We start from the raw sequence: 26106 nt of genomic DNA on the forward strand, positions 1-26106 counted from the left end.
AGATGAGCCATCGCAAAAAAAAGCCGTTTCTAAGTCAACGAAAAAGAAACGCAGTATGCTATTGCTCGTAGTGTAGCCATTTACGGTAGCTAAGTAGAAACGTCTGGGCCATATTCCTAGACATATACGACATGTGTTTATTTTAGCTTAGTTAGTGGCGGTTAGCAAGAGGGGGGGAAAGAATCGTTGCAAGAGAATGAGAAACTGGCATAATGAACATAAAAAGAGAGGCGCTGGACACACAACTCCCTTAACAAGTAGAAGCTGCTGAAGACAATGACTTAGTTTGGATAGATATCAATAAAGTAGACAGTAAAATGATAAGAAGAAGTGAAATGCTCTGATAAAACTTAACTTCAAAAGATATGAAGGATAGTATATGGAAGAAACACACGATAATGGCTGTCCTATATTTACATATATAAGAAAAAAATTATTGCTTTTCACATGTATTATATGGTACGTTTTAATAGAGATGTATTGCTCAATTACAAACAGAAAAGGGGCTTAACAAGATGAAAAAGGGACTATCACGATTACTTTTAGTCACGATCGCTATTACAATGATCGTGTCTACGATTCCAGCGTACGAACCGTATGCGGAACAAGGAGTGCCACCAGCAGAAGGAACAATAGAAGGCGCATCAGAAAAAGCAACGATTAAAACCGTAAACAGTAAACAGTGGGGGTACAATGCTGCTGGCAAACAAGTTGCATCTAGGTATACCACTAAATAGTGGCTAATGGAGGTGAGGGCGTTGTATAAGAAATGGAATCATTTTTATAATGAGCATCCCTATTGGAGTGTCTTGATAATAGCTATTGTAAGTGGTGTGATAGGTATTTCAATAGAATTTATAGTAAATGGTGATTTTATGGAAACGGCGATTTATGGAGTATTATTTTATAACATTTTGATGTTGTTAAGTGCTAGGAGAAGAGCAAAAAAAATAAAGAATAGTTGATGAAGGGAACAAAGTAAATGTAAAGAAAGGGCGCGCTGAAAAAGTGATGCTCTTTCTTAAGGAAAATGGAAAAATTGTTAGTAAGTAATAGAAATGAAATTTACAAAAAAGGAGTTGAAGTGGTGTGCGTAGCCTTTGTGACTAAGGAAGTGACTCTCCACGCCATGACTTTTCTAGAGAATAGGTCCAAACGCATATATAAACAAAGGATTGTTTGATGGGAATATAGAAAATATCACTAATCCATATTTGATTAGGCGCTGATAGTTGAAACTTTAAGCTTCCGACTGAATAATATTTAAAAAAACCGTCATTATGTCTTAAAAAGATAAAATGACGGCTTTTTTGATCACCTCAAATACTACTTTATCAAGTTATAAGTTTATACTTTTAAAAAAATAGGGTATAATGAGGATATTACACGAGCTTAATGAGCTTGTCCTTTGGAGGTAGAAATGATGAAATATGAATTTCCGCAAGATTTTTGGTGGGGTAGTGCTGCTTCAGGTCCGCAAACGGAAGGGGCTGCGGATGTTGATGGCAGAAAACCGAGTGTTTGGGATCATTGGTACAAGGAGGAACCGGGTCGCTTCTTCAATAATGTTGGACCTGTGAATACGTCTAACTTCTACTATCAATATAAAGCGGATATTCAGTTGATGAAGGAAACGGGACATAATTCGTTCCGGACGTCGATCCAGTGGTCGCGCTTGATTCCAGATGGGGTTGGTGAAGTGAATCCTAAAGCTGTGGAATTTTATAATAATGTGATCGATGAGATGTTGGCAAATGAGGTGGAGCCGTTTATTAACTTGTATCATTTTGATATGCCGATGTCGATGCAGGAATTGGGCGGCTGGGAAAATCGCGAAGTTGTGGATGCTTATGCTGCTTTCGCTAAAACGTGTTTCGAGTTGTTTGGCGACCGTGTGAAACATTGGTTTACATTTAACGAGCCGATTGTTCCTGTTGAGGCGGGTTACTTATATGATATGCATTTTCCGAATGTCGTTGATTTCAAGCGTGCGGCACAGGTGGCTTACCATACGACGGTGGCTCATGCGCTTGCGGTCAAAGCGTATCATGCATTGCAGCAAGATGGTGAAATTGGAATTATCTTGAATTTGACACCATCTTATCCGCGTAGCCAAAATCCAGCCGATCTACGCGCTTCACATATTGCAGACTTGATTTTTAATCGAAGCTTCCTAGATCCAGTGACAAAGGGCGAGTTTCCGGCTGATTTGGTGGATATTTTGAAAGAGCATGATGCGCTCCCGGTTTATACGGAGGAAGATTTGGCGGTTATTAAGAACAATATTATCGATATTCTAGGTGTGAATTATTACCAGCCGCGCCGTGTGAAAGCCAAGGAATATGCGGCTCATCCGGATGCGCCGTTTATGCCGGAACACCTATTTGATAACTACGAAATGCCTTATCGTAAAATGAATCCATATCGTGGTTGGGAAATTTTTGAGAGGGCGATTTATGATATTGCGATCAATCTGCGTGATAATTACGGCAATATTCCGTTCTTTATTTCGGAAAATGGGATGGGCGTGGAAGGCGAAGATCGTTATCGTACGGAGTCTGGCTACATCGATGATCATTACCGGATCGCGTTTATTCAAGATCATTTGAAGTGGTTGCATAAGGCTATGAGTGAGGGCGCGAACTGTAAAGGATATCATCTGTGGACGTTTATGGATTGCTGGTCGTGGGCAAATGCTTATAAAAATCGCTATGGTTTAGTTGAAGTGAATCTGGATCAAGATTATAAACGGACGGTGAAATCTTCTGGGCGTTGGTACAAGGCGCTTTCAGATAATCATGGCTTTGATGCTTAATTATATGATAAAATAAAAGAAAAAAAAGAGGTGTTTGGCATCATGGCGAATAATCAGACAAAATATAGTTTTATCGCGGAAGAGTTGAAAAAGCGTATTTTCGCTAAGAAATATCCTCTTGATAAGCCAATTCCGGATGAGATGTCACTTGCGAAGGAATTTGATTGTAGTCGTATGACGATGAAAAAAGCACTGGAAGTTCTTGTTTTGGAAGGGCTATTGTATCGTAAGCGGGGGCACGGGACGTTTATTATTAAGTCAGCGCTCGATATGGATCGGCTCCATATTCATAGTCAGGAAGTAAATGGATTTACGAAGTTGTTGGAAGGGCGCGATGTGGAAAGTAAGATCGTGGACTTTCAGGTAACTTTTCCGGATGTACATGTGGCGGAGCGGTTGAATATTGATTTGGAGACGCCGGTTTATGATATTGTGCGGGCGCGGATTCTGGACGGGGAGCCGTATGTTTTAGAGCATACGTGCATGCCGGTAGCGTTGATTCCCGGTGTGACGCAGCAAGTGTTGGAGCATTCGATTTATACGCATATTCGCGAGGAACTGAATTTAAAAATTGCGAGTTCCTACAAGCAAATTCGGGCGGATAAGCCGAATGAGTTGGATTTTCAGTATCTGGATTGTGCGCAAGATGATCCGGTGATCGAGGTCGAGCAAACGGTTTATTTGAATAATGGGATGGCGTTTGAATACTCGAAGTCGCGCCATCGTTATGATAAGTTTGTGTTTACGACGGTGAATATTGCTAGGCGGTAAAATGGGGGAGGCTGTGTTTCTTTGATGAGGCGCAGTCTTTTTTTAGTGGAGAAATGGCGGGGAATGTGCTATGTTGATTTTATGAAAATAGCGATGGGGTGCGGTGGATATGATACATATTTTAGTGGTGGATGATAATTCGTTTATTACGGGCGGACTAGAGATTATTCTTGGAACGATGGATGGGATTGAAGTGGTTGGAACGGCTGCGGACGGGGCAGAGGCCGTAGCATTTTGTCAGGAGCATGAGGTGGATGTGGTTTTGATGGATGTGCGGATGCCTGGGATGGACGGGGTTCAGGCGACGAAAGTGATTACGGAAACAACGCAGACAAAAGTGATTATTTTGACGACATTTGATGATGACGCGTTTATTTTGAAGGCGATTGAGAACGGAGCGAAGGGCTATTTGCTGAAAAATAATGATCCGCAGATGATTCACCATGCGATTGTGAGTGTGATGCAAAATCAAAGTATTATTCAAGATGAAATTTGGGATAAGGTGAAGCGCTCGCTACAGGATGAGGTGATGCCTGCTGCTCCTGATTTGAGTGGATTGCACTTGACGGCGCGAGAAATGGATGTGATGAAGGCTATTGCAAGCGGTCTTTCAAACAAGGAAATCGCGAAGAATTTATTTATTTCGGAAGGAACGGTTGCCAATAATATTTCGGCACTCCTTGGAAAATTAGGATTAGATCACCGAACGCAGCTCGCGATCTTGTATTTGACGGGCAAAATTGGAGGCGTTGAAGGGTGACGAGGTATAAGCTAACGCTGGATGTGGCGTTTTGTTTGTTGCTGATCGTATATTTATTTGAGGAAAATACGCCAAGTGGGATGATTGCCCTCTATTTATTGCATTTTTTGCTGTATATTTCGGTGACGTTATTGTCGTTTATTCTTGTGCGGTACCAGCTGGGAATTCGGCTAGGGTTAATTGGGCTGGTTTGGTTGGTAAGCGTCTGGTATTTGCCTCTGATGTTGCTATTAATGCCGTTTTGTACGCTAGCTTTGTTATTGCGTGATGAGAAGTGTCCACCGAAATGGATAGGATGCGCTGTGATTTTAACCCTGATTCCGTTATTTTTCGGAGGGTACACGTTGATTTATGTAGGAATTAGTATTTTTGTCGGTGCTTTTTATTGGTATTTGAACCGGGCGGCGTATGTCATGACGGAGATGGAGCTAGAGAATGAAGGGATGCGTGTGAAGCTGGATGGTTTTGCGGCGAGGCTCGATGCTGCGGAAACGAATAATATCCGGCAGACGTATTTGGCGAAGCTTGAGGAACGGAACGCGCTATCTCATCAGATTCATGACCAGTTGGGGCATTCGCTGACGGGTGGTTTGATGCAGCTTGAGGCCGCGAAGGCATTGCTTAAAACGGATCGGGAAAAAGCGGCAGAACTGCTAGATAATGCGATTTTGATCAATAAGTCGGGCATTGAGGAGATTCGCAAGACGCTTAAAATGACTAAACCTGCTCAGGAAAGTTTAGCGATTAATCGCGTGAAGGCGCAGCTAGAGACATTTGAGGCACAGTACGGGATTCGGACGATTTTTCAAACGCAAGGAATCGTTGCAAAAGTGACGCAAGCGATGTGGTATGTTTTCATCCAAAATTTGACGGAAGGTTTGACGAATATATTGAAATATAGCCAAGCGAGCCGCGTGGATGTGACGTTGACGGTTTTGAATAAGTTTGTGCGTTTGGAGTTGAAGGATAATGGTGTTGGTGCAGAATCCGTAACGAAAAGCCTTGGTTTGATGGGAATGGAGGAGCGAACGGCGAAACTTGGTGGCAAGCTGATTATTGATGCAACGGATGGATTTACGCTCGTGACGCTGATTCCGCTCGAAAACGTGAAGCATGTGAAAAAATTCGTGAGATCTTCACGGTAAGAAAGTGAGTATTTGCACTGTTGCGATGCTCGCTTTTTTTCTATACTAGGAAGTAAGATAAGCATGGAAATGAGGGAACGCAATGAAAATCGTAGAAATTGAGCAACTAACGAAGAAATTTGAGAAAAATATTGCAGTGGATAATCTGGATTTGGTCATTGAAGAAGGGCAGATTTTTGGATTGCTTGGGCCAAATGGTGCTGGGAAAAGTACAACGATCAGCGTTTTATGTGGACTTTTGAAGAAGAATACGGGTGTGATACGACTTTTTGGTGAGGAGCAGGAGCAACATAGTTTGGAGATTAAGCAGCGAATTGGCTTGGTGCCTCAGGATATTGCGCTGTACAATGATTTGTCGGCGTTTGAGAATGTGCGCTTTTTTGCGGGGCTTTATGGGCTTCGTGGGAAGGAACTGGATGCGGCAGCGGAGACAGCACTGGAGTTTGTTGGTTTGGCGGACAAGCGGAAGGAGAAGCCGGGTACTTTTTCAGGTGGCATGAAGCGGCGCCTCAATATTGCGTGTGCGATCGCGCATAAACCAGCGCTGATTATTATGGATGAGCCGACGGTCGGAATTGACCCGCAGTCTAGAAACTACATTTTGAAGTCGATTAAAAAGCTGAATGCGTCGGGTTGTACGATCATTTATACAAGTCATTATATGGAAGAAGTCGAGGAGTTGTGTGATTATATTGCGATTATCGACCATGGCAAAGTGATCGCGGAAGGTACTAAAGAACAGCTTGTGAGTCTGGTTTCCGATATGAAAGAAATGCGAATCGTTGTGGATGAGGTTGCAAAAGTGGATCTGGACGAATTGCGGACGATTTCTGGAATCCAACTAGTGGAAGTACTGGCTGGCAATACGCTGAAAATTACTTCAAACAGTGAAGTGAATAACTTGAATACGGTATTAGAAGCCTTGATTCGTCATTCGGCGGAAGTCGTCGAGATGAACCAGCAAACGCTGAATTTGGAAACGGTCTTTTTAAACCTAACAGGCCGCAAATTACGAGATTAGAGAGGGGAAGTTGGGCAGATGATGATTTTTCATATTATGTTGAAGGCAATCAAGCTCACGCTGCGTGATAAGGGCTATTTTCTCTATATGTTAATTTTTCCATTAGCGCTGATTCTAGTGTTAGGGAGCGTGTTGCAGGATAGCTTTAGCAGTGATGTCAAGCTTGATAAGATGACGATAGAGTACGTGGTGCAAAAGGAAAGCCCGCTAGGCAAGGGGTTTGAGCAGTTCGCAAAAGACGCCAGCGGGAAACAGATTACGTTTAAGGAAGCAAAAAGCGCGAAAGCCGGCAAAAGTGCAGTCGAAAATGGAGATGCGGTCGGATTTGTTGCGGTTGCGGATGATTTGACGGTGACGACCAACTCACCAAGCGCTATCGAGATGAGTGTATTGAATGGTTATTTAGACCAGTTTACGGCGCAATATCAGTTGGCGAGCACGATTGTAAAAGTAGACAAGACGCAAGCAAGTGTGTTGCAAAATCCACCGAAACCGTCTGATACGGCTGTTCATATCGAAAAGCAGGCGTCAGGAAATAAGATTAGTGCATTTGAATATTATGCGGTTGCGATGATTGCGATGGTGATGATGTTTGGGATCAACAGTGGTATCAACGTGTTTCGTGAGGAGAAGGTGCGCCATACAGATGTGCGATTGTTCATTGCACCAATCAAGAAATCTACGGCGATTATCGGGAATTTTCTCGGCGCGATTTTTATGCAGGTTGTGGCGCTTCTGTTGCTAATGGTGGTTTCAAATCTCTTTTTCGGGGTGAGCTGGGGGCCATATGTTGCGGTGATTTTCGTGATTTACTTTAGCTTGTTGTTCTTGTCGGTGGCGCTTGGAATGGCGGTCGACGTGTTTAGTAACGGGAACCCTGCGGCGACGGGAGCGGCGTCGATACTTGTGCAAGTGTTCGCTTTTCTCGGAGGCGCGTACTTCCCGACTGGAGACGGCTTAATGTCGAAGCTTTCACCGATTGGCTGGGTGCGTATCGGCGTTCGTGATGTGATGTATAATCAGGATGTGGCTGCAGCTGTCATACCAATCGCGACTAATTTATTGATAACTGCTGTGCTTGTCGTCATGATGAGCTTGTGGATTCGTCGAAAGGAAGTGTATTAAAATGCAACAAGTTGGATGGATATTTAGGCATAATTTGAAAAGTCTCACGCAGAGCAAGGCGAAATTGCTGATGATTATTGGCTTGCCGATTTTGAGTATTTTAATCTATTTTCTTTCGTACGGTGCGCAATCGACGACTGCCGGGCTGAAAATTGGTTTGGTAAATGAGGATCCAGGCGCGTATACGACGCAAATGGTGACGTGGATGAAGGCGGACAATAAAGAGGCGCAGTCGGTTTCACTATCCGATGGAAACAAGAAACTCACGAGTGGATCGCTAGATGCGCTTGTTATTTTTGAAAAGGGATCGGAAAAAAGTATCGAGGCTCTTGATCCGCAAGATATTACGGTGAAATCGATTCAAGGCGATACGGTGAACAAGACGGTGAAGGCTACAGTGAACGCTTCACTCACCAATATGATGACGATGATGAAGGCGAGTCAAAATAGCGGACAAGATTTCTCTAAATACGCGAGTACATTCGACCAATCTAAAATTAGCGTGACGCAAAAAACGACAAGCACACAGCAAGATGTTGTTTTGATGATGTCGATGCAAATTCTTGGTTTTCTATGTATGATGTTGCTGTACGCGGCGGGGAATCTAGGCGAATTAATTTTGCAGGAAAAAGAAGATGGCACGTTTTACCGACTTATGTCCACACCGCTTAGTAGCAAGGTTTACCTATTTGGGAATGCGCTTTTCTCGTTAGCGGTTGTTGTGACGGAGATTCTGATTTGTCTCGTAGCGATGCGATTTGCATTTGGCATTGATCCAGGGGTATCTTATTTTGCCCTATTTGGTATCCTGTTTATTTTCGCAATCATGGCAGTGCTTCTATCGCTCGCTTTAGGATTCACAGCGACGAGCAGAAAGAGCGTCAGCGGTTTGCAAATGATTCTATTCACATTGACAAGCTTGCTATCTGGCGCGCTCATTCCAGTAGCCATCATGCCAAGCTTCATGCAAAAAATCGCCGAATTCATGCCACAGTATTGGGTCATGGACGCGATCACGACACTACAGCAAAATGGCAATTTGGCCTCTATCAGTCTGAATATCGCGATTCTGCTAGGCTACGCATTACTGTTCTTCTGCATTGCCAGCTACAAATTCACAAAAAATACACGCGTCCATTCGTTTGTATAATAAAAAATTCCGCGGTGCCCAACTAACGAAGCATCGCGGAATTTTTTTTCAATCCAATCAGAAATCTTGGGCAACTCCATATTACTATCTAGCGCAATGGCTACCGTGAAATCCTCCGCATCTTGATTGCTTGCCAAGAGCTGCCAACCATTACATTTCAAAAATAAACCTAAAGAAGCAAGCGCTGTTCTGTTATTCGCATTCGCAAAACAGTGTTGGATGATCAAGCTTTTGTATAGTATCCCAGCCTTGTCATGTAGCGTAGGATAAAGCTCCCGTTCAAAAACGATCTGTTTTGGCTGCTCGATGCACATGTTAAGCGATCCGGGCTCCGTCAAATAACGAATCGTCATCGATCGACTAAACCGCGGAATGCTTGGTCATATTCGTCTAGCACTTCTTCGGCCATTTTTAGGAAATCGGGAGAGACAGCATCTTTTTTCTCAGCAGCTTTTCTAAGTTCTACAACATTATCTTTGATCACGAATTCAACATTATCGCCAGAAACGATTTTCAATTTTGTCATCACCTCTTAAATAAGTATACATAAAAGCAACAACCTCCGCTGGTAAATCCGACTCTAAATCCTCATTATAAAGCGGTAAATTCAAATCCAATATGTCGCCATCTATTTTCCCCGCATAACGCTTTTGCATAAACTCTGCCAACGAAAGACACTCAAATATTTTCCTTATGTTCACGAAAACGGCGAATACTGTGGTTCAGAACTTCCGAAAGTACGAGTCCAGCGGCGATAGCACCAGCAACTAGAGCAACGCGTACCGAAAAAGAAATAGCCTCGATATAATCGCCGAGCACAAAATTCCGAACGGCTTGGTAGGCTAAACCACCGGGCACCAATGGAACAATGCCTGGAACGTTGAAAATGGTAACAGGTAACCTTTTAGATTTTGCAAAGAAATAACTGGCGATAGCGACAATGAACGCTCCGGCAAGCGTGCTCATCGTTGTGCCTGCCTCTAGGTGAGATAAAATCCAGTAAGTCATCCAGCCAAGCGTCCCAGTAAACCCGCATTCTATTAATGAACGACGGGGAACATTTGTGATGATGGCAAATGCGAGTGTGGCGAGGAAACTGAAAACAATTTGCATGAGTACTATCGAAAACATTGGGTCATCTCCTTCCAGATTTGTTGAGAGTCTTACGAAGCGAACTTTGCTGAGTTAGAGCCTCAATATGCATAGGAACCGTAGGTGAGTATGTAATCCACCAGTGGCTCTTATGACGCTTATCTCCGAATGATTAGCAAAACAAGTTAAGAAGCAGAGAATCCAGAGAGCCTTAATATGCATGGGAACGTAGTGAGCATGTAATCCATGTGCTGCATCGTGTCCTGCGCCTTCGGATCCAGCTTCAGAAGCCAGCCCCTCGAAACTTTCACGCCCTCCACAAAAACCAAGAGCGGGTTTTCATTGCGGCCGCTCCAGTTTTTTTCGGAGCTGAGCGGGCCGTTTCAGCTTTGTTGTGGCTCTTACGAAGCGAACTTTGCTGAGTTAGAGCCTCAATATGCATAGGAACCGTAGGTGAGTATGTAATCCATGTGCTGCATCGTGTCCTGCGCCTTCGGATCCAGCTTCAGAAGCCAGCCCCTCGAAACTTTCTCGCCCTCCACAAAAACCAAGAGCGGGTTTTTATTGCGGCCGCTCCAAGTTTTTTCGGGGCTAAACGGGCTTCCTCAGCTTTTCATTTGATCCAGCTTCAACGGCCAACTCCTCGAAAACTTCACGCCCTCCATAAAAAGCAAGATCGGCTTTTTATTGCGGCCGCTCCAGTTTTTTTCGGAGCTGAACGGGCCGTTTCGGCTTTTCATTGGATCCAGCTTCGGAAGCCAGCCCCTCGAAACTTTCACGCCCTCCATAAAAACCAAGAGCGGGTTTTTATGGAGGCCGCTCCAAGTTTTTTCGGGGCTAACGGGCTTCCTCAGCTTTTCATTCAACCGAAAAAGCGGAATACCACTGCTATCCCAATCCCAATCGTCCCTGCTGTAATCAAGGCTTCGGTTCCGCGTGCCATTCCTGACAGTAGGTGTCCAGCCAGCAAATCGCGCACGGCGTTTGTGATTGGAACTCCAGGCACGAGCGGCATGACACCACCAATAATCATCTTGTCCAAACTCACACCCCAGCCGACCGAAATCGCGAGTATCGACAATAAACCAACCGTAAATGCAGCTAAAAACTCGGCCAAAAACTTCACTTTAAAAAATTCGGTACCGTAATAAAAGATGATAAATCCGATCGCGCCAATCATACATGTTGCAATCAAGTCTTTCCAAACCCCACCAAAAATCATCATCAATGTACCACTAACAACTGCTGCCGCAACGATTTGTAACCAGATTGGAAAGAACTTTACCTCTTTATCCAGCGACCGTAATTGCGTATAAAATTGACCTAGCGAAATTTGTTTCATCGTAAATTCACGAGATAAATCGTTGACCTTGGAGACTTTCTCCAAATCAATCGTTCGCGTTGGTATTTGTTCCATTTTTACCGTCGAGCCGCCTTGCAATGCCATAAAAATACCAGTTGGAGTTACGAAACTTATCCCTTTGGATTCTGAAGCAGCCTCTGCAATTCGGCTCATCGTATCTTCCACGCGGTACATTTCTGCGCCGCTTTCCATCATAATTTTTCCCGCGAGTAAACATGTGTCGAGTAAAAAATCTTGAGGAGCATCTTCCATCGCATTACCCTCCGTTCTAACTAATCTCTCCTCCCATCCTAACGCAACAACAGCAATTTTTCTAGTCAAAATAAAAAGATTTTCTAAAAACACGATTCTACAAGGCGATTTGAGGGTAAACATCTGGTATTATGAACTATGAAAGCATTACGTATAAAAGGAGTCTTGGCAGATGAGCAGTATCGAGTTTGAAATTGTAGAACACATTGGTGTATTGTCGGAAAACGCTAAGGGATGGCGCAGAGAGGTTAATTTGATCAGTTGGAATGGTCGCGCCCCAAAATACGATATTCGTGATTGGGCGCCAAATAATGAGAAAATGGGCAAAGGCATTACGCTCACAGAGGAAGAGTTTAAAAAAATCGCTGAACTAGCGAAGTAACGGGGGAGTTTGTTTATGTTTGCATATGATATTTATGAACCAATTGATCGCAAGGCAGAAGATACGTTTCCGACGATTTTTGCACTGCATGACGTTGGAGCTGACGAGCTAGATTTACCAGGAATTTTAGAATCGGTCATGGATAGATTTGTCATCGTTGGAATTCGCGGAAATGTCCAACAAGGTCCAGGATACGCCTACTACAAAATGGTATCAGAAGGAGAACCTAGCGAAAAGACGATTACATATGCAGCAAACAGCATCCACGAGTTCGTTGAAAAAATCATCGGTCAGTATCCATCGATCGATCGCAAAAAAATGTATTTGATGGGCTTTGGACAAGGCGGCATCGTATCGATGACGGAATTCGTCCGCAATGGAGGGATGTATCACGGTGGCGTTTTCCTGAGCGCGAAGTTACCAGCGTTTCTCGAGGCAGGCCCGAAAAACCTCCTTTTAAAGAAGAAGCCCATTTTTGTAGGCCACGGAATTAATGATGCCGTTCTTCCTGTTGTGGAAGGCGAACGCATTGCACGATATTTTAAAACGATGAGTGATGAAGTGACACTCAGGACGTATTACGTAAGCCATAATGTGAATGTAGCCGAAGAAGATGAAATTATCGATTGGCTCACAGGCATAGAAGAAAAAGTTACAGACTAGGAGGATTTACAAAATGAAAGCATTAGGATTTACACAATTCGGAGCACCCGAAGTATTTGAAGAATTAGAACTAGAAACACCAAAAGCAAGCGAAAAAGGTGTAGTTATCAAGGTCTTAGCCGCAGGGGTGAATCCTTATGATGCTCTGTTACGCGCAGGCGTGATGCAAAAAATACGGCCATTAGGTTTTCCAATTGTTCCCGGAAGCGATGTCGTCGGTGAAATTACCGAAGTCGGCTCCAAAGTGAAGAACTACGCGGTTGGAGACATCGTCATTGGCCATCCTTCTATTGGAGGTTACGGCGAGTATGTCGCGACACCAAGTTACAATATCGTCAAAAAACCTGAAGAGATGAGTATAGAGGAAGCGGCAGGACTATCGTCTGTTGGAATTACGGCGTACTATGCCCTACAAGTTGCGAACGTGAAAAAAGGCGAGACACTGATCATTCAAGGAGCCTCAGGAGCAGTTGGCGCGATCGCAGTACAAATTGCCAAAGAAAAAGGTATCAAAGTGATCGGGATTGCGAGTAGTAAAAATGCAGATTACGTTAGCGCACTCGGCGCAGACCGCGTCGTAGCTTACGATCGTGATAACGTAGCTGAAATGCTGGCGGATAAAGCAGACGTTGTACTGGATGCAAGTTTTGGCGGTAAAGGTGCCGCGAAAGGACTTGCTTACGTGAAAAAAGGCGGGCGTTACATTTCGCTTACAGCAGTTCCAGAACATGCTGAAGACAAGAAAGTGACAGCAGTTCGCTTGAAGCGCACGAAGGACATGAAGGATAAAGAAGCGTTGGGTTACTTGGCCGATTTATACCGCTCGCATAAATTGCAGTTGAAGACGGCGGAGGTACTGACGTTTGACCTGCGCGGTGTGATTGGCGCGCATCAGTTGATTGATAAGAAGAAAGTAGCTGGGAAGTTGATTTTGAAGTAGGGAGAACAAAACGCGTAGTTAGCATGCGAAGGTATTTTAAGAAGCCCAGTAAACCGTTATACAGCAAACGGTTTACTGGGCTTCTGCCATTTTAAATATGCAGTAGTTTTAAGAGGTGAAATGTACTTTCACTTTTTACTGTGTTAACGCCAGCGCTCTAACTTTTTCAAGAATTTTTTAGTATACATTTTATTCAGAAAAAATTTCCCGATCTTACTCATGTCAGATTCCTGAAATCCTTTTAAACTTATTTCATAAAACTCATCGAAGGTTGCGTCAGGATTTGTCCACTGTCCCATTTCATAACATTTCAAACAATATTTTTCTGAGCGTGTTCCGTCTTTTTCGGTACCAAATTCTTCTGGTTTATTCATAGGTATGCCGCAACTTTGACACTGTGGTGTTTTCGCCATTTTTTATCTCTCCATTTCTATGTTATCCGCAGAATTTTACATGTTATTCAGATTTCAATAACAAAGATCTAGTATAGCGTACTCTTCGCCTGGATACAATAAGAAATCCGTGATTTTGCTGGATAAGTTTTTGAGCTCGAGAAGAGAATTTGTATCGATAAGGAATTCTAGAGTGAAATATGCAGATGAATCAAGTATGTTTTATTAAAGGTATGACAAAAAACAATGATACCTAAAAGTTATGTATAGTTTTGTCATATGTTCTCACCTTGGAGGTACTGACGTTTGATTTGCGCGTATCAGTTGATTTGAAGTAATAGATAAGTATACGTTGTAAGTGACAGTATGCCCCTTTTTGATAGAGGGAGAGTACGATCACTAAATAAAAATATGGACAAATACTCTCATTACATATAGAATGAGTAGTAACTTAATCTATATATTTTATAATGTAAATACGTTACTAACAACCTTTATTACATTTTTAATCTATTACATTTTGAAGGAGTTTATAGTAGCTCCTAATTAAAAATAACTGTTTATTCCGAATTGTGCTCGTTAAAAATTAACTAACCATGCTTGTATAAAGTTACCATCCATGCTACAATTAATTTGTCAGGCAGTTAATAATTACTTCGATATAATCAAAGTAATTAGTAACGTTGGCTTATTTATTGGGTGGGGGTGAAAATTATGTTAGATAAAGAATTTAGCATTATAATGCTAACCATTTTGTACAAGATGATCACATGGATCGAAGAAAATATAACATTAACAAAAAATGATGACAATGAGGCAGGTAAGAGAGCGCCTACCCCAAATGTCTTGAGAGTTTTTGTCTTAGTTGTATTCCTTTTGATACTCTATATCATTCTAAGGATTCAAGCTGAATTGTAGTTAGATACAAACCTATAATTAATGTTGGGAGTGAATGCGGCAACATTGCTTCCAACATAATTATGAAAGTATACTAACAAGTTCATTTTAACATGAATAGAGATAAAATACACATTAAAGGGGTGATAAATTTGAGGTTAAAAATAGTTTGTAGATTGGACAACGAAGTAATGCCATTAGATTATCGAAGCAAGATAGTAATGATTTTAAAAAAGGGCTTAGCAAAGAAACATCCAGATATTTTTAAAACATTATACGAAACGAATAAGCAAAAAGATTTTACTTTTGCTGTTTACTTTAAAGATGCAAAATTCACAAATAAAGAGATAATTGTTTCAGGGAGAGAGCTAATAATTAATTTTTCAACTGGAAATGCACAGTTAGCTATTCCTTTTTACAATGCATTTACAAGTTTGAAGTGGCAAGAAATCAAAATATCGGATGGTTGTCATTTACAAATTCAAAAAGTAGATGTCATGAGAGAAAAAGAAATAAAAGATGAAAGCGTCGTATTTAAAACTCTCTCGCCTATTGTTTGTCGAGATCATGATCAAGAAACGTATAAAGATTGGTTTTATGATTATAGCGATGCTGATTTCGAAAAATTGTTGAAAAGAAATTTCTATTCTAAGCTTCAAGATCGATATGGCGACTTTTTATCTGAGGATATTGAAAAGCTCTCTATAGTGCCTATTGATATGAAAAAAACTGTAGTACTCCATTACGATTTGTATGTTGCGTGCTCTATAGGCGTGCTAGAAATAAAGGCTCCAAAATATATGTTAGACTATATTTCTAGCTGTGGGTTGGGCTCTATTACGGGCATGGGCTTTGGGATGTTAGAACAAGCATAGGAGGTGAAAATATGAGTGAAATAGAATGTCGAGCGAATGATTGGCTGTTTAATGCTGGCCTTGTCGGTTTCATCAATATTGTTGGTAAAAAGAATGTCAGGATGGAAGGTCAGAGTGTTTTTTTTGAAGAATCTTTATTGGACGGCTTTGAGGAAAAGTATTTTGATTATTTTATTCGGGAATATGAGAAAACGCTGTCATGGTATAAGATCGTTTCGTTCAAAGTGGAAATGGAGCAGCATCGGAAAACAGATTTTGCAGATTTCGATGAAAAGGCATTAGATCGGCTGAATGAATACATCGCGAATGTGGCGAAGTATTACTTGAAAAGTGCGAGCTATGCAAGCGTATACCCACTTATTGATGCGTCTGTTGATCCAGCCCAGTGGGGGAAAAACCTCGCCAAAGTCGGGCAGCTAAAAAAGAAGGAAACATTCGCGGAGAAACGTGCAGAAATCATCCAAGAAGTGAAGCAAGTCTATCCGAAGCTCGATCAGATTATCGCTTTTTGTGAGAGCGATAAAGGGAAGAAATACTTGGCGGCTAAAAATGTGATTTACACGGTCATCAAAAATGGCTGGAATGGTGTCAGTTTCCTGAATCCGCAAACGAAAGAAAAGGATTGCTACGTGGATTATCGTGATAATTTTGTCGCGCCTGTTGTGGAATACCGAGAAACGGATCTAGAAAAAGCGAAATTTCATTGTTTCACATGTAATAGGCCTATTAAAAACTTGAAACTTGATCTGAGCTTTATGAACGAAACCGGATTCGATACGGCTCGTAAAACATCACATGTTTGGGATTTCAACAATGATATTGCTGTTTGTCCACTTTGCAAAATGATTTATTCCTGCGTCCCAGCTGGATTTACCTATGTTTATGGCAACGGTATTTTCATCAATGATTCGGTTAGCGCGGAAGCCTTGCATGAGGTGAATGAGAAAATACGCTATGAAATTTTGCATAATCATGAAGATTCCTTAACGCAGACAAGTCCGTATCGTGCGCTGATTGAGGCGATTACTAATCAAGTTGAGGATAAGCGGCACTACGAGTTAGCAGATATCCAAGTGGTTAGGTACGAAAATGAGAAATATCGCTTCAACATCTTATCCAAGCGCGCGTTGAATATTTTTCATGACTCCAAAAACGCTTTAAAAATGATTCAAAAATGTGGTTTTAAAGAAGGTACGTTGAACGTTAATTTCTATCAAGAAACGGTTCGCCGTCTGATGAATAATGAGAATTTATTTACATTTATCCACAAAGCGATGTATTTAAAAGTGACGAATGTGAGTAATACATATTATCATATGGGGCACGTCGGCAGTTTGCTTGAAATCAATACGAATTTTCTAAAGGAGATAGAGGCGATGACTGAGATTTCGAAAGGTCGGATTTGGCATATTAACAAGTGCGGGAATGAGTTTAAGAAGGCGTATCCAGAGCATAAGCGTGGCGGGTTTAACTACAAAATGTTGAACGCGTTGAAAACAAACAATCGTGATGCGTTTATGGACATTATTCTAAACAGCTATTCGTATTTAGGCAAGACGATTCCAGATTTTTTCTTAGAATCTTTTACGAGTGATGAGACGTTTAAAACGGTCGGTTATGCCTTTATGGTAGGTGTGAACGGTGCGATAGAGACGGATGACAAAGATAAAGATGGAGGAAATGACAATGAAAAGTAAAGGCCTAGCAATGACAATCATTTTTCAAGCAGAAAGCGCAAACTATGGGGAGAGTCTAGGGAATATCTCGGCGCTCAAAAAAATATCTCGCAACAACGGTGACCAATACACGTACATTTCTCGCCAAGCGATTCGTTACAATATGATGGAGCAGGTTGGTGAGAAGCCTGCCCCAGTCAAGGCGGAAGGTAGTGGAGACAAGAAGGTAATTCAGTTCTTGAGTGAAGCAACGATCACAGATTTTCCAGAACTTGATTTCTTCGGTTACTTAAAAACGGAAAAGGGCACACAAGGGCAAAAACGTTCGGCAAAAGTACGGCTTTCAAATGCGATTTCGCTGGAGACTTTTAAAGCGGATCTGGACTTCCTGACGAATAAAGGACAAGCGGATAAAGTTGGCGAAAACATGAACATCGCGCAAGCAGAGATTCATCGTTCTTACTACCGCTATACGGTGACAATTGACCTCGATCAAATCGGAATCGATGGACAAATCGAAATCGACAACAAGGAAAAAAGCCGTCGCGTGCAAAAATTAATGGACACAATTGCGTTCTTGTATCGTGATATCCGCGGTCGTCGTGAGGACTTGAAGCCGCTATTTATCATCGGTGGCGTGTATGATGTGAAGAACCCTGTTTTCCAAAATGTCGTGGATATCAAGGATAATAAAGTCCTCGTCGACAATATTCTTGGTGTGTTGGATTATAGCGGCATCAAAGAAAATACCAAATGTGGTGTGATTGACGGGCAATTCGAGAACACGTCTGAGATTAAAAAAGCACTAAATGCCGAATCTGTGCCTGCTTTCTTCAATGATCTTAAAGAAAAGATTGATGCATATTATGAAAGCAATTAGGATTAAACTATGGCAGGATTTAGTGAATTATAAAAAGCCGACGAGTTTTCAATTAAAGGAAACATACCCGTTGCCGCCGTATTCGACGGTGATCGGGATGGTGCATACGATGTGTGGGTTTACAAGTTATCATCCGATGGAAATCAGTATTCAAGGAAAGTATTTTTCCAAGGTGAACGATTTGTACACGCGGTATGAATTTAAGAATGGCATGACGTATGACGAGAAACGTCATCAGTTAAAAGTCGGTGATTATGGCGTGGGTCGGGGAATTGCAACGGCGGAGCTGCTTGTGGATGTCGAACTACTTCTGCATGTGATTCCAGAAGATCAAAGCTTGGTTCCGACGATCGCCGAAGCTTTCGAAACGCCGCAAGAGTATCCATCGCTTGGTCGCCGTGAGGACATTGCGACGATCCAAGAGGTGAAGGTGGTTTCGTTTGAGCGGGTAGAAGCGGAAGAGGACTTGAAACTAGATAACAACTATGGCGCCTATGTTCCAATTTCCATTATTGAAAAGGAGGATGTGTACTTTAGACCGCATGAAAAAAGTCATATTGGCAGAAATGAGCTACTGGGTACGCGCTATCTCTTGACCGATACGTATGAGCTGATAAATCGGGGAACTGCGAAGGCGCCGAAAATGTATCGAAACTGGCATAAGAAAGATGTTTTTTATACGACGTCTATTCTCATTTCTGAAGAAGACTATTTCTATGTAGACGAGGACGGCAAATTAGTATTTTTAGATATTAAATAAAAATCGGAGGGGGTTTGCGCTCCCTCTTAATCTGGAGGCTCCTATGAATAAATATCTAGCAAAATCTAAACCTGAGGAAACCATTCAAGAACATACCGATAACTTGCTTGCGAATTACGAGTTGTTACAAAAATATTACCCAGAAATAAGAGTGAATTGGCATTTTTTGAATTTGGCATGTATGATTCATGACCTTGGAAAAATGAATCTGTTTTTTCAAGAAAAAGTTTCAGGTGGTAGGCGCAACAAAAAAGAGATTCCGCATAATTATCTTTCCGTTGCATTTGTTCCATATAAAAAGTTAAAAGAAGAAGGCTATAGCAAAGAGGAAATACAAGTGCTGTTCCAAGCGATAGCGAGGCATCACGAGCGAGATATTAACTTCACTGAGGATGAATGGACTTTAGAAATGAAGAAATTAGAGCAAGAATGGCAAGGTTTTACATATGATAAACTAGGAGAGTATAGAGCCTATCGAAGTCACTTCCCTGCTAAATATTATCAAGTAACGGCGCATATTTTTGAAGGGAAAACAGCAGAGAGTTTCGAAATATTTATTCAATACGTCCTCCTAAAAGGTCTCCTAAACCGCATTGATTTCGCGGCGAGTGCAGATATCGACGTTGAAAAGCCCAACGATTTTTTAGAGGCGGCGATGACGGAGCAGATGAATGTATTTCGGAAACAAAATCCTGACGCTGATTGGAAACCCTTACAAAAATATATGCAGGCGCACCAAGAGGAGAACATGATTGTTGTGGCGGAAACGGGCATGGGGAAAACGGAGGCTGGGTTGCTTTGGCTAGGAAACAATAAAGGCTTCTTCACGCTACCTTTGCGGACGGCGATCAACGCGATTTATAGCCGGTTAATTGATAGCGAAACGGGCATTGTGAGGGAGCAACAGACGGATCGCGTTGGGTTGCTTCATTCGGAAACTTACGGTCAGTATTTGATTCACGAGCCAGAGATGGAAGCTATGGATATTGAGGACTACTTTACGAAAACGCGCCAAATGTCGCTTCCGATCACGGTTTGCACATTGGATCAGCTTTTTGATTTTGTGTTTCGTTATGCGGGATTTGAGCCGAAGCTGGCGACGCTTTCTTATTCCAAGGTCATTATCGATGAGGTGCAGATGTACTCGCCAGACTTGTTGGCCTACCTCATTGTTGGGCTTTCTTACATCCAAAAAGTGGGCGGTAAATTCACGATTTTGACGGCGACTTTACCGGGAATTATTCCGGATCTTTTGGCCGAAGAGGGCGTTACTTTTACGCGTGCGGAGGAGGACTTTATTTCTGATCGGGTACGCCATAGTTTAAAAGTTATTCACGAGCCGATTAGCAGCACGTTTATTAGTGCGTTTTATGAGGACAATCGGATTTTGGTGATTTGTAATACGGTGCGGGTTGCGAAGGCTATGTACGAGGAGCTCGTTGAGGCTCACGGCGATGCGGAGGTTCACTTGCTGCATAGTCAGTTTATTAAACGTGACCGTACTGCGAAAGAAGACGCGATTTTATCGGATGGGCAAAAAGGAAGCTCTAGGCCTTGTATTTGGGTGGCAACGCAGGTTGTGGAGGCTTCGCTTGATATTGATTTTGACATTTTGTTTACCGAGTTGTCTGATTTGAACGGTCTTTTTCAGCGGATGGGGCGGTGTTACCGGAATCGGGAGCTGGATGTGGCGACGAATGTGTATGTGTTTGACGTGGAATGTTCGGGTTTGAGACCGCGGGGCTTTATCGATGCGCAAATTCATGAGAACTCGAGGGCGTTGTTGCAAGATGTGGACGGCGCGGTTTCGGAGGCCCAGAAGTTGGCGATGATTGATCGGGTTTACTCGACGGAGGCGCTTGAGGGCAGCGAGTACTATGAGAAAGTGAAGGGCGATATAGATTACGTGAAATCTTTTGGTACGTATGAACTGGATAAGAACGAAGTGAAGAAGCGATTCCGTGATATTAACTCGGTTGCTGCGATTCCAAAGCCGATTTTTGCTGAAAATGAAGCCGAAATTAGAGGCTACATCGAGACGATAAAAACGAAAGGCCTGGATCGTAAAACGAAGATGAGGGCGCGAACGATGCTCTCAGCGTTCATGCTGGACGTGCCAGGTTATATTTTTGAAAAAGGGAACTCGGACGCCATCAAGATTAATGACTATGAAAAAGTGACTATTTTTGATTGTGATTATGACACAGGCCTTGGTTTGACGCCAAAAGATCGAGAGAAAGAGGATCAGTTTTTCTAGTAGGAGGGCAGGGCAATGAGAATTAGCGGGACGCATGTGTATTATTATTTTGTATGTCAGCGCAAATTATGGTGTTTTGCGAAGGCGATTCGGATGGAGCATTTGGATGAGAATGTGCAGTTGGGCAAGTTGCTTGATGAATCGAGCTATACGCGTGATTCTGGTCAGGTGATGATTGATGAGACGGTGAACATTGATTTTATCCGCGATTGGAAGGTTTTGCATGAGGTCAAGAAAAGCAGGGCCATCGAGGAGGCGGGAATTTGGCAGTTGAAGTATTACATTTATTTTCTGCGTGAAAAAGGGATTGCGATCGAAAATGGCGTGATCGATTATCCGAAACTGCGCCGCCGAGAAGAAGTGACGCTTTCACCGGAAGATTCGGAGGAATTAGTGCTGATTTTGGCGGATATTGAAAAAATTTGCGCGCAAAATACGCCACCGCATGTGATCGACAAACCGATTTGCAAAAAATGCGCGTACTTTGAGTATTGCTATATTTGAAAGGAGACATGTATGGAGAGCTATTATTTGTTTTCAAATGGCGAGTTGAAGCGGAAGGATAATGTTGTCCGGCTAACGGCGCCAGATGGCAAGTTTAAAGATTTAAAAGTCGAGATGACGCGCGAAATTTTTTCTGTTTGGGGAAGTGGATTTAAATACGAAATGTTTGAATTATATCGGCCAACTTGGAATCCCGGTGCATATTTTTAATTATTATGGGTTTTATAGTGGCAGTTATTATCCGCGCGAATCCAATGTTTCTGGGGAATTGCTCGTGGCTCAAGTGTCGCATTATGCGGATGAGTTGCTTCGTCATGCGATTGCGGTTCAATTTGTGGAAAGCGCCTCGTTTAATATTTTGCGGAACTTAAGGTATTATCGTCAGCGTGAGAAAGATGTGGACGGGGCGATGGAAGAAATCAAGGCGTTGCGGAGGAAAATTGCGAAGACGCAGAACGTTCCCGAGTTGATGGGCATCGAGGGGAATATTCGCAAAGTGTACTACAGTGCTTGGCAGGCAATTATTAACCAAGAAATCGATTTTGAAAAACGAGTGAAGCGGCCACCGGATAATATGATTAATACGTTGATTTCATATGTAAATTCTTTGGTGTATTCGAGCTGTTTGACGGAGATTTATAAAACGCAATTAAATCCAGCGATCAGTTATTTGCATAGCGCGGGGGAGCGGCGATTTTCGCTTTGTTTGGATATTTCGGAGGTGTTTAAGCCGCTGATTGCCGATCGGATTATTTTCAGCATGTTGAACAAGAATATTATTACAGAGAAAGACTTTGAAAAAGAAGCTAATTTTTGCTATATGAAGAAAGAAGCGCGGCAGAAAATTTTGCAGGCGTATGATTTGCGGATGAAGGAAACGGTGAAACATCGGGATTTAGGACGAAATGTTTCCTATCGGCATCTGATTCGGCTGGAGTGCTATAAACTAATCAAGCACGTGATGAACGATAAGAATTACGAAGGATTCAAGATTTGGTGGTGAATGGCGATGTATATTATCTTGATTTACGATATAGCACAGGACAATGGTGGCGCAAAAGTATCGCGAAACATTTTTTAAAAATCTGTAAAAAATACTTAACGCATGTTCAAAAATCAGTTTTTGAGGGGGAAATCACGCCACCGTTGTTAGTGAAATTACGGATGGAGTTAGATCAATACATTCGTGAGGAAGAAGATTCGGTGATTGTGTTCTCTAGTAGGCAGGAAAGATGGTTGGAGAAGGAGTTTTGGGGAGCAGCAGATGAAAAAACGTCGAACTTTTTCTAAGGGGTGAAAAAATCTGTCGACCTCCAGTAGCGTAAAAACACTGGGGGATCGACAGATTTTGATAAAGTGTTGGGGTAGAATGGGTTTCGCGATTTAGAGGGGGAAGGTAGGATGAATTTGTAGTGCGAAATTTGTTTTTTGGTGGAGGTCGACAGATTAGGTGTCTTGAGGTATGATGGGAGTAGGCTCGAAATAGCACGGGTTTTTATCTAAGTAATGTGAAATGTAAATTATGTTATGTCGCTATTTGTTCCGCGTAACTAGGGTGTTTTTATCTAAGTAATGTGAAATGTAAATGTATTCTTCATTTGCCATTAAATTCTCGATGGATCCGGTTTTTATCTAAGTAATGTGAAATGTAAATATTACCAGGGGGTTATTTTGTCCGCGATGATGGATCGTTTTTATCTAAGTAATGTGAAATGTAAATAAACAAAAAAATGCGGCTGATTTCACCGTAGATATGTTTTTATCTAAGTAATGTGAAATGTAAATATCAATAACGTCTGTCAGTTTTAAGGCGATAAATAAAGTTTTTATCTAAGTAATGTGAAATGTAAATCCTTAAATTGCAAACTTTGAATTTGTCCCAAAAAGGTTTTTATCTAAGTAATGTGAAATGTAAATACTTTTTTGTAACGGTGTCTGCGCTCGCTGTAACATGTTTTTATCTAAGTAATGTGAAATGTAAATATTTATCGTTTCGTCTATTAATACGACATCATTAGGTTTTTATCTAAGTAATGTGAAATGTAAATTCAGCTAAAACAGCAGGGAACTGGTTATATTACGAAGTTTTTATCTAAGTAATGTGAAATGTAAATTTCGTAATCTACAAACGCCTCGCCATCTAGTATCTTTGTTTTTATCTAAGTAATGTGAAATGTAAATAAATAAATCACAGGTACAGATGGATCAGCACCATGTTTTTATCTAAGTAATGTGAAATGTAAATTACGATACCGACGCTTCTTCTTACATCGTTGGCACTGTTTTTATCTAAGTAATGTGAAATGTAAATAAATAAATAATTGGTGTATCTGGCGAGCCTTTTTTTGTTTTTATCTAAGTAATGTGAAATGTAAATATCCCCGCTGCCAAAGGCGCTAGAATAAGCATCAGCGTTTTTATCTAAGTAATGTGAAATGTAAATAGATTATTTTGCATAACATCCGCGATAATTTCCAGTTTTTATCTAAGTAATGTGAAATGTAAATACAATCCAGTGAATGATTGTTAGCCTACCCCGTTGTTTTTATCTAAGTAATGTGAAATGTAAATAAAAGACTAATCACGCTTTCCTGGCTTTCTAAAAGGTTTTTATCTAAGTAATGTGAAATGTAAATAACTAACTTCCGCCATCTTGTCCACTCCTTATTCCGTTTTTATCTAAGTAATGTGAAATGTAAATTTAAATTCGATAAAAGCGCTTGCCATCATCAAAAACGTTTTTATCTAAGTAATGTGAAATGTAAATCGTGCTACTAATTCATTGTTCCGAAATACTGGTTTCACGTTTTTATCTAAGTAATGTGAAATGTAAATTCTTTAGCATAAACAACGGTTGCTTTCCCTAAGCGTTTTTATCTAAGTAATATCTAAATCATGAACATGTGGCAGGATTCGCTTTAAACCTACGTTTCTCCAAGCAATATGAAAAACGAGTGAAACATAAGCAATCAAAAAACACCCAGCCAAGACATACAGTGTCTCTTAGCCAGGTGGTTTTTCTCGTGTCCCGTTTCCCGCTTCCCGCTTTTTAGTCGCGTAGAGCTTTGCCTAAATATAGACCACTGCAAGCTGCGTGTGACAGTGAGTGCGTGACTCCGGAGCAATCACCAATAAAGAACAGGTTAGGAACGTCAGACTCGAATGAAATATCGGTATGGATTTCTGGCCCTAATTCTTTCGTATCATAGCAATATAATAATGTGTTTCCATCTATTTTAGACTGTGAAACCTGCTCTAAGCAATGAAAAAAAGCAATCGTTTCTTTTAATAAATCATCCAAAATTATGTCGGCGGCAAAATCTGATTCGTACGGCAATGTCCCCTCGATTTTCTTTCTGGGTTTAAATTCGGAAGATAGGGAGTGAAGGGGGTAGCCAATGATTCTGCCTCTATCTTGGTTGATTTTGTGGAATAGAGGGTCAAGATATGCATTCATTTGTGCTTCATTATCGAAGTGATAGGGGCGAAATAGTGTGAAGTTTAAATTGTTACTTGGTTTATCTTCTCTACAATTTTGACCATCTGGTGTCACTCGTCCATGTAAATTTCTTTTAATTACCCGCCCAAATTTATTCATGCAATAGCTATATAAATGACCACTTCTCATTTTGACTTCTAAATTATTTTGTAGTATTGGATCCAATGTCTCGCTTAGGGTCTCGATGCGAAAACCGATATCTATCCTTTTTTTCTGATAGGCAAGTCCCAGTTCCGCCAAACTGTTGTCAAGAGAAGGATTCTTTTTTGAACCGGTAGCAATAATCACTTTTTTGGAGTAAAAAACATGGTTTTCTGAAGTGGTAATGCGAAATGTATCATCGGTTTTCTCTAGGTTGGTTACTGCATTATTAAAAAGGAACTCGATTCTATTGGACAAGTGAGCAAATATATTCGTATACACTTCTTTCGAAAGCTTGGTGCCGAGATGCTTTGTTGGGCAGTCTAAAAAATGTATCGGTGAGTCGCCTTCACGAGACAGGTGGCTGTCTGCATCGGATTGGTATTTTAAGGCAGATTGTCCGCCAAACGTATTTATTATTTCTTCCACTTCGGCTAGTTGCTTACGTACTAACTTGTCTCCAATTTTGCTACTTAAATTACTACCCAAATAAGGGGAAAAATTATACTTTCCTTCTGACAATCCTAAACCGCCAAAACCGGAGGCAGAAGGTTTTTCAAGCCGCTCTTCTATGCTAGGACCTGAATCAATGGCCAGAATTTTTTGCTTATCATCTAATTTCAACATCGTAAAAATACTGCTCACTCCAGCGCCGATTATTACTATATCGTACATGTTATTCACTCCTTGCTGTAAACTCATTTTTAAATAAGGTTAACATCATGAACGCGAAATTGCAATGGATT

General features: G+C 41.5%; 28 protein-coding genes, 1 CRISPR repeat array and 1 riboswitch. Of the genes, 21 read left to right on the plus strand and 7 right to left on the minus strand.

Annotation, left to right across the window (positions count from 1 at the left end; all coding sequences use genetic code 11):
• Positions 1 to 48: 48 nt before the first annotated feature.
• A riboswitch (purine riboswitch) is annotated at positions 49 to 150 on the minus strand.
• A gap of 365 nt (positions 151 to 515) precedes the next feature.
• The 9 genes from PGRAN_RS05835 to PGRAN_RS05875 all read left to right on the plus strand — a co-directional run bounded on the left by PGRAN_RS05835 (position 516) and on the right by PGRAN_RS05875 (position 8787).
• On the plus strand, positions 516 to 737 hold the full coding sequence (locus PGRAN_RS05835) for a hypothetical protein (RefSeq protein ID WP_036065845.1): 222 nt from the start codon (positions 516 to 518) through the stop codon (positions 735 to 737).
• A 21-nt stretch (positions 738 to 758) separates the two neighbouring features.
• Positions 759 to 965 (plus strand): hypothetical protein, encoded by a 207-nt coding sequence (locus PGRAN_RS05840; protein WP_051998442.1) that lies wholly within the window; start codon positions 759 to 761, stop codon positions 963 to 965.
• A gap of 458 nt (positions 966 to 1423) precedes the next feature.
• Positions 1424 to 2815 (plus strand): glycoside hydrolase family 1 protein, encoded by a 1392-nt coding sequence (locus PGRAN_RS05845; protein ID WP_036065847.1) that lies wholly within the window; start codon positions 1424 to 1426, stop codon positions 2813 to 2815.
• 42 nt (positions 2816 to 2857) lie between these two features.
• Positions 2858 to 3586: a GntR family transcriptional regulator gene (locus PGRAN_RS05850; RefSeq protein ID WP_036065849.1), complete on the plus strand. Its 729-nt coding sequence runs from the start codon at positions 2858 to 2860 to the stop codon at positions 3584 to 3586.
• A 109-nt stretch (positions 3587 to 3695) separates the two neighbouring features.
• Positions 3696 to 4346, plus strand: a complete 651-nt coding sequence (locus PGRAN_RS05855) for a response regulator transcription factor (RefSeq protein WP_036065850.1) — start codon at positions 3696 to 3698, stop codon at positions 4344 to 4346.
• A complete protein-coding gene (locus PGRAN_RS05860) occupies positions 4343 to 5491 on the plus strand; it encodes a sensor histidine kinase (RefSeq protein ID WP_051998443.1) in 1149 nt (382 codons plus the stop codon). The genes PGRAN_RS05855 and PGRAN_RS05860 overlap by 4 nt, the downstream gene beginning before the upstream one ends.
• Before the next feature lie 82 nt (positions 5492 to 5573).
• A complete protein-coding gene (locus PGRAN_RS05865; protein WP_036065851.1) occupies positions 5574 to 6512 on the plus strand; it encodes an ABC transporter ATP-binding protein in 939 nt (312 codons plus the stop codon).
• A gap of 18 nt (positions 6513 to 6530) precedes the next feature.
• Positions 6531 to 7637: an ABC transporter permease gene (locus tag PGRAN_RS05870; RefSeq protein ID WP_051998444.1), complete on the plus strand. Its 1107-nt coding sequence runs from the start codon at positions 6531 to 6533 to the stop codon at positions 7635 to 7637.
• 1 nt (position 7638) lies between these two features.
• Positions 7639 to 8787: an ABC transporter permease gene (locus PGRAN_RS05875; protein ID WP_241433289.1), complete on the plus strand. Its 1149-nt coding sequence runs from the start codon at positions 7639 to 7641 to the stop codon at positions 8785 to 8787.
• Here PGRAN_RS05875 and PGRAN_RS05880 read toward each other — a convergent pair.
• From PGRAN_RS05880 to PGRAN_RS05895, 5 genes are all read right to left on the minus strand, one after another.
• Positions 8745 to 9140: a type II toxin-antitoxin system death-on-curing family toxin gene (locus PGRAN_RS05880; RefSeq protein ID WP_051998445.1), complete on the minus strand. Its 396-nt coding sequence runs from the start codon at positions 9138 to 9140 to the stop codon at positions 8745 to 8747. The genes PGRAN_RS05875 and PGRAN_RS05880 overlap by 43 nt on opposite strands.
• Positions 9137 to 9313, minus strand: a complete 177-nt coding sequence (locus tag PGRAN_RS16745; protein ID WP_159101113.1) for a hypothetical protein — start codon at positions 9311 to 9313, stop codon at positions 9137 to 9139. The genes PGRAN_RS05880 and PGRAN_RS16745 overlap by 4 nt, the downstream gene beginning before the upstream one ends.
• A complete protein-coding gene (locus PGRAN_RS16750; protein WP_159101114.1) occupies positions 9282 to 9455 on the minus strand; it encodes a hypothetical protein in 174 nt (57 codons plus the stop codon). The genes PGRAN_RS16745 and PGRAN_RS16750 overlap by 32 nt, the downstream gene beginning before the upstream one ends.
• A gap of 10 nt (positions 9456 to 9465) precedes the next feature.
• The gene (locus PGRAN_RS05885; protein ID WP_036065852.1) at positions 9466 to 9918 is read right to left on the minus strand and encodes a threonine/serine exporter family protein; all 453 of its coding nucleotides are present in this window, start codon (positions 9916 to 9918) and stop codon (positions 9466 to 9468) included.
• A gap of 823 nt (positions 9919 to 10741) precedes the next feature.
• Positions 10742 to 11494 (minus strand): threonine/serine exporter family protein, encoded by a 753-nt coding sequence (locus PGRAN_RS05895; protein WP_036065855.1) that lies wholly within the window; start codon positions 11492 to 11494, stop codon positions 10742 to 10744.
• A gap of 172 nt (positions 11495 to 11666) precedes the next feature.
• Here PGRAN_RS05895 and PGRAN_RS05900 point away from each other — a divergent pair, with 172 nt between their 5' ends.
• The 3 genes from PGRAN_RS05900 to PGRAN_RS05910 are packed head-to-tail and all read left to right on the plus strand — an operon-like array spanning position 11667 to position 13479.
• Positions 11667 to 11876 carry a YdbC family protein gene (locus PGRAN_RS05900; RefSeq protein WP_036065856.1) on the plus strand — a complete coding sequence of 70 codons (210 nt, stop codon included), beginning with the start codon at positions 11667 to 11669 and terminating at the stop codon, positions 11874 to 11876.
• A gap of 15 nt (positions 11877 to 11891) precedes the next feature.
• Complete coding sequence (locus PGRAN_RS05905; protein WP_036065857.1) at positions 11892 to 12539, plus strand: alpha/beta hydrolase; 648 nt, start codon at positions 11892 to 11894, stop codon at positions 12537 to 12539.
• A 13-nt stretch (positions 12540 to 12552) separates the two neighbouring features.
• The gene (locus PGRAN_RS05910; protein ID WP_036065858.1) at positions 12553 to 13479 is read left to right on the plus strand and encodes an NADP-dependent oxidoreductase; all 927 of its coding nucleotides are present in this window, start codon (positions 12553 to 12555) and stop codon (positions 13477 to 13479) included.
• A gap of 143 nt (positions 13480 to 13622) precedes the next feature.
• Here the strand turns inward: PGRAN_RS05910 and PGRAN_RS05915 are convergent, their stop codons facing one another.
• A complete protein-coding gene (locus PGRAN_RS05915; RefSeq protein ID WP_036065859.1) occupies positions 13623 to 13892 on the minus strand; it encodes a zinc ribbon domain-containing protein in 270 nt (89 codons plus the stop codon).
• A 1067-nt stretch (positions 13893 to 14959) separates the two neighbouring features.
• On the opposite strand from PGRAN_RS05915, the gene cas6 reads away from it, so the two are divergent.
• The 9 genes from cas6 to cas2 are packed head-to-tail and all read left to right on the plus strand — an operon-like array spanning position 14960 to position 23010.
• The gene (cas6, locus tag PGRAN_RS05925; protein WP_159101115.1) at positions 14960 to 15643 is read left to right on the plus strand and encodes a CRISPR-associated endoribonuclease Cas6; all 684 of its coding nucleotides are present in this window, start codon (positions 14960 to 14962) and stop codon (positions 15641 to 15643) included.
• An 11-nt stretch (positions 15644 to 15654) separates the two neighbouring features.
• Positions 15655 to 17340: a type I-B CRISPR-associated protein Cas8b1/Cst1 gene (gene cas8a1, locus PGRAN_RS05930; protein ID WP_036065862.1), complete on the plus strand. Its 1686-nt coding sequence runs from the start codon at positions 15655 to 15657 to the stop codon at positions 17338 to 17340.
• Positions 17330 to 18199: a type I-B CRISPR-associated protein Cas7/Cst2/DevR gene (gene cas7i / locus PGRAN_RS05935; RefSeq protein WP_036065864.1), complete on the plus strand. Its 870-nt coding sequence runs from the start codon at positions 17330 to 17332 to the stop codon at positions 18197 to 18199. Before cas8a1 ends, cas7i begins: the two co-directional genes overlap by 11 nt.
• Positions 18177 to 18959: a type I-B CRISPR-associated protein Cas5b gene (gene cas5b, locus PGRAN_RS05940; RefSeq protein WP_036065865.1), complete on the plus strand. Its 783-nt coding sequence runs from the start codon at positions 18177 to 18179 to the stop codon at positions 18957 to 18959. The genes cas7i and cas5b overlap by 23 nt, the downstream gene beginning before the upstream one ends.
• A 43-nt stretch (positions 18960 to 19002) precedes the next feature.
• Positions 19003 to 21216 carry a CRISPR-associated helicase/endonuclease Cas3 gene (locus tag PGRAN_RS05945; protein WP_036065866.1) on the plus strand — a complete coding sequence of 738 codons (2214 nt, stop codon included), beginning with the start codon at positions 19003 to 19005 and terminating at the stop codon, positions 21214 to 21216.
• 15 nt (positions 21217 to 21231) lie between these two features.
• The gene (gene cas4 / locus PGRAN_RS05950) at positions 21232 to 21720 is read left to right on the plus strand and encodes a CRISPR-associated protein Cas4 (RefSeq protein WP_036065867.1); all 489 of its coding nucleotides are present in this window, start codon (positions 21232 to 21234) and stop codon (positions 21718 to 21720) included.
• A gap of 12 nt (positions 21721 to 21732) precedes the next feature.
• Positions 21733 to 21930, plus strand: a complete 198-nt coding sequence (locus tag PGRAN_RS17220) for a hypothetical protein (protein ID WP_241433290.1) — start codon at positions 21733 to 21735, stop codon at positions 21928 to 21930.
• Positions 21866 to 22723 carry a type I-B CRISPR-associated endonuclease Cas1b gene (cas1b, locus tag PGRAN_RS05955; RefSeq protein WP_241433291.1) on the plus strand — a complete coding sequence of 286 codons (858 nt, stop codon included), beginning with the start codon at positions 21866 to 21868 and terminating at the stop codon, positions 22721 to 22723. Before PGRAN_RS17220 ends, cas1b begins: the two co-directional genes overlap by 65 nt.
• Positions 22717 to 23010, plus strand: a complete 294-nt coding sequence (cas2, locus tag PGRAN_RS05960; protein WP_241433292.1) for a CRISPR-associated endonuclease Cas2 — start codon at positions 22717 to 22719, stop codon at positions 23008 to 23010. The genes cas1b and cas2 overlap by 7 nt, the downstream gene beginning before the upstream one ends.
• 201 nt (positions 23011 to 23211) lie before the next feature.
• Positions 23212 to 24555: a CRISPR direct-repeat array (repeat unit 30 nt; unit sequence GTTTTTATCTAAGTAATGTGAAATGTAAAT).
• Positions 24556 to 24769: 214 nt separating this feature from the next.
• Here the strand turns inward: cas2 and PGRAN_RS05965 are convergent.
• The gene (locus tag PGRAN_RS05965) at positions 24770 to 26035 is read right to left on the minus strand and encodes an NAD(P)/FAD-dependent oxidoreductase (RefSeq protein ID WP_036065868.1); all 1266 of its coding nucleotides are present in this window, start codon (positions 26033 to 26035) and stop codon (positions 24770 to 24772) included.
• Positions 26036 to 26106 lie beyond the last annotated feature (71 nt).

Origin of the sequence: Listeria grandensis FSL F6-0971, from assembly GCF_000525835.1 — a bacterium.
Taxonomy (GTDB): domain Bacteria; phylum Bacillota; class Bacilli; order Lactobacillales; family Listeriaceae; genus Listeria_A; species Listeria_A grandensis.

Coding starts and splice junctions, on each gene's coding strand:
- PGRAN_RS05835 (WP_036065845.1), top strand. CDS start 516: ATGAAAAAGGGACTATCACGATTACTTTTAGTCACGATCGCTATTACA.
- PGRAN_RS05845 (WP_036065847.1), top strand. CDS start 1,424: ATGAAATATGAATTTCCGCAAGATTTTTGGTGGGGTAGTGCTGCTTCA.
- PGRAN_RS05850 (WP_036065849.1), top strand. CDS start 2,858: ATGGCGAATAATCAGACAAAATATAGTTTTATCGCGGAAGAGTTGAAA.
- PGRAN_RS05855 (WP_036065850.1), top strand. CDS start 3,696: ATGATACATATTTTAGTGGTGGATGATAATTCGTTTATTACGGGCGGA.
- PGRAN_RS05865 (WP_036065851.1), top strand. CDS start 5,574: ATGAAAATCGTAGAAATTGAGCAACTAACGAAGAAATTTGAGAAAAAT.
- PGRAN_RS05870 (WP_051998444.1), top strand. CDS start 6,531: ATGATGATTTTTCATATTATGTTGAAGGCAATCAAGCTCACGCTGCGT.
- PGRAN_RS05875 (WP_241433289.1), top strand. CDS start 7,639: ATGCAACAAGTTGGATGGATATTTAGGCATAATTTGAAAAGTCTCACG.
- PGRAN_RS05880 (WP_051998445.1), bottom strand. CDS start 9,140: ATGACGATTCGTTATTTGACGGAGCCCGGATCGCTTAACATGTGCATC.
- PGRAN_RS16745 (WP_159101113.1), bottom strand. CDS start 9,313: ATGACAAAATTGAAAATCGTTTCTGGCGATAATGTTGAATTCGTGATC.
- PGRAN_RS05885 (WP_036065852.1), bottom strand. CDS start 9,918: ATGTTTTCGATAGTACTCATGCAAATTGTTTTCAGTTTCCTCGCCACA.
- PGRAN_RS05895 (WP_036065855.1), bottom strand. CDS start 11,494: ATGGAAGATGCTCCTCAAGATTTTTTACTCGACACATGTTTACTCGCG.
- PGRAN_RS05900 (WP_036065856.1), top strand. CDS start 11,667: ATGAGCAGTATCGAGTTTGAAATTGTAGAACACATTGGTGTATTGTCG.
- PGRAN_RS05905 (WP_036065857.1), top strand. CDS start 11,892: ATGTTTGCATATGATATTTATGAACCAATTGATCGCAAGGCAGAAGAT.
- PGRAN_RS05910 (WP_036065858.1), top strand. CDS start 12,553: ATGAAAGCATTAGGATTTACACAATTCGGAGCACCCGAAGTATTTGAA.
- PGRAN_RS05915 (WP_036065859.1), bottom strand. CDS start 13,892: ATGGCGAAAACACCACAGTGTCAAAGTTGCGGCATACCTATGAATAAA.
- cas6 (WP_159101115.1), top strand. CDS start 14,960: ATGCCATTAGATTATCGAAGCAAGATAGTAATGATTTTAAAAAAGGGC.
- cas8a1 (WP_036065862.1), top strand. CDS start 15,655: ATGAGTGAAATAGAATGTCGAGCGAATGATTGGCTGTTTAATGCTGGC.
- cas7i (WP_036065864.1), top strand. CDS start 17,330: ATGAAAAGTAAAGGCCTAGCAATGACAATCATTTTTCAAGCAGAAAGC.
- cas5b (WP_036065865.1), top strand. CDS start 18,177: ATGCATATTATGAAAGCAATTAGGATTAAACTATGGCAGGATTTAGTG.
- PGRAN_RS05945 (WP_036065866.1), top strand. CDS start 19,003: ATGAATAAATATCTAGCAAAATCTAAACCTGAGGAAACCATTCAAGAA.
- cas4 (WP_036065867.1), top strand. CDS start 21,232: ATGAGAATTAGCGGGACGCATGTGTATTATTATTTTGTATGTCAGCGC.
- PGRAN_RS17220 (WP_241433290.1), top strand. CDS start 21,733: ATGGAGAGCTATTATTTGTTTTCAAATGGCGAGTTGAAGCGGAAGGAT.
- PGRAN_RS05965 (WP_036065868.1), bottom strand. CDS start 26,035: ATGTACGATATAGTAATAATCGGCGCTGGAGTGAGCAGTATTTTTACG.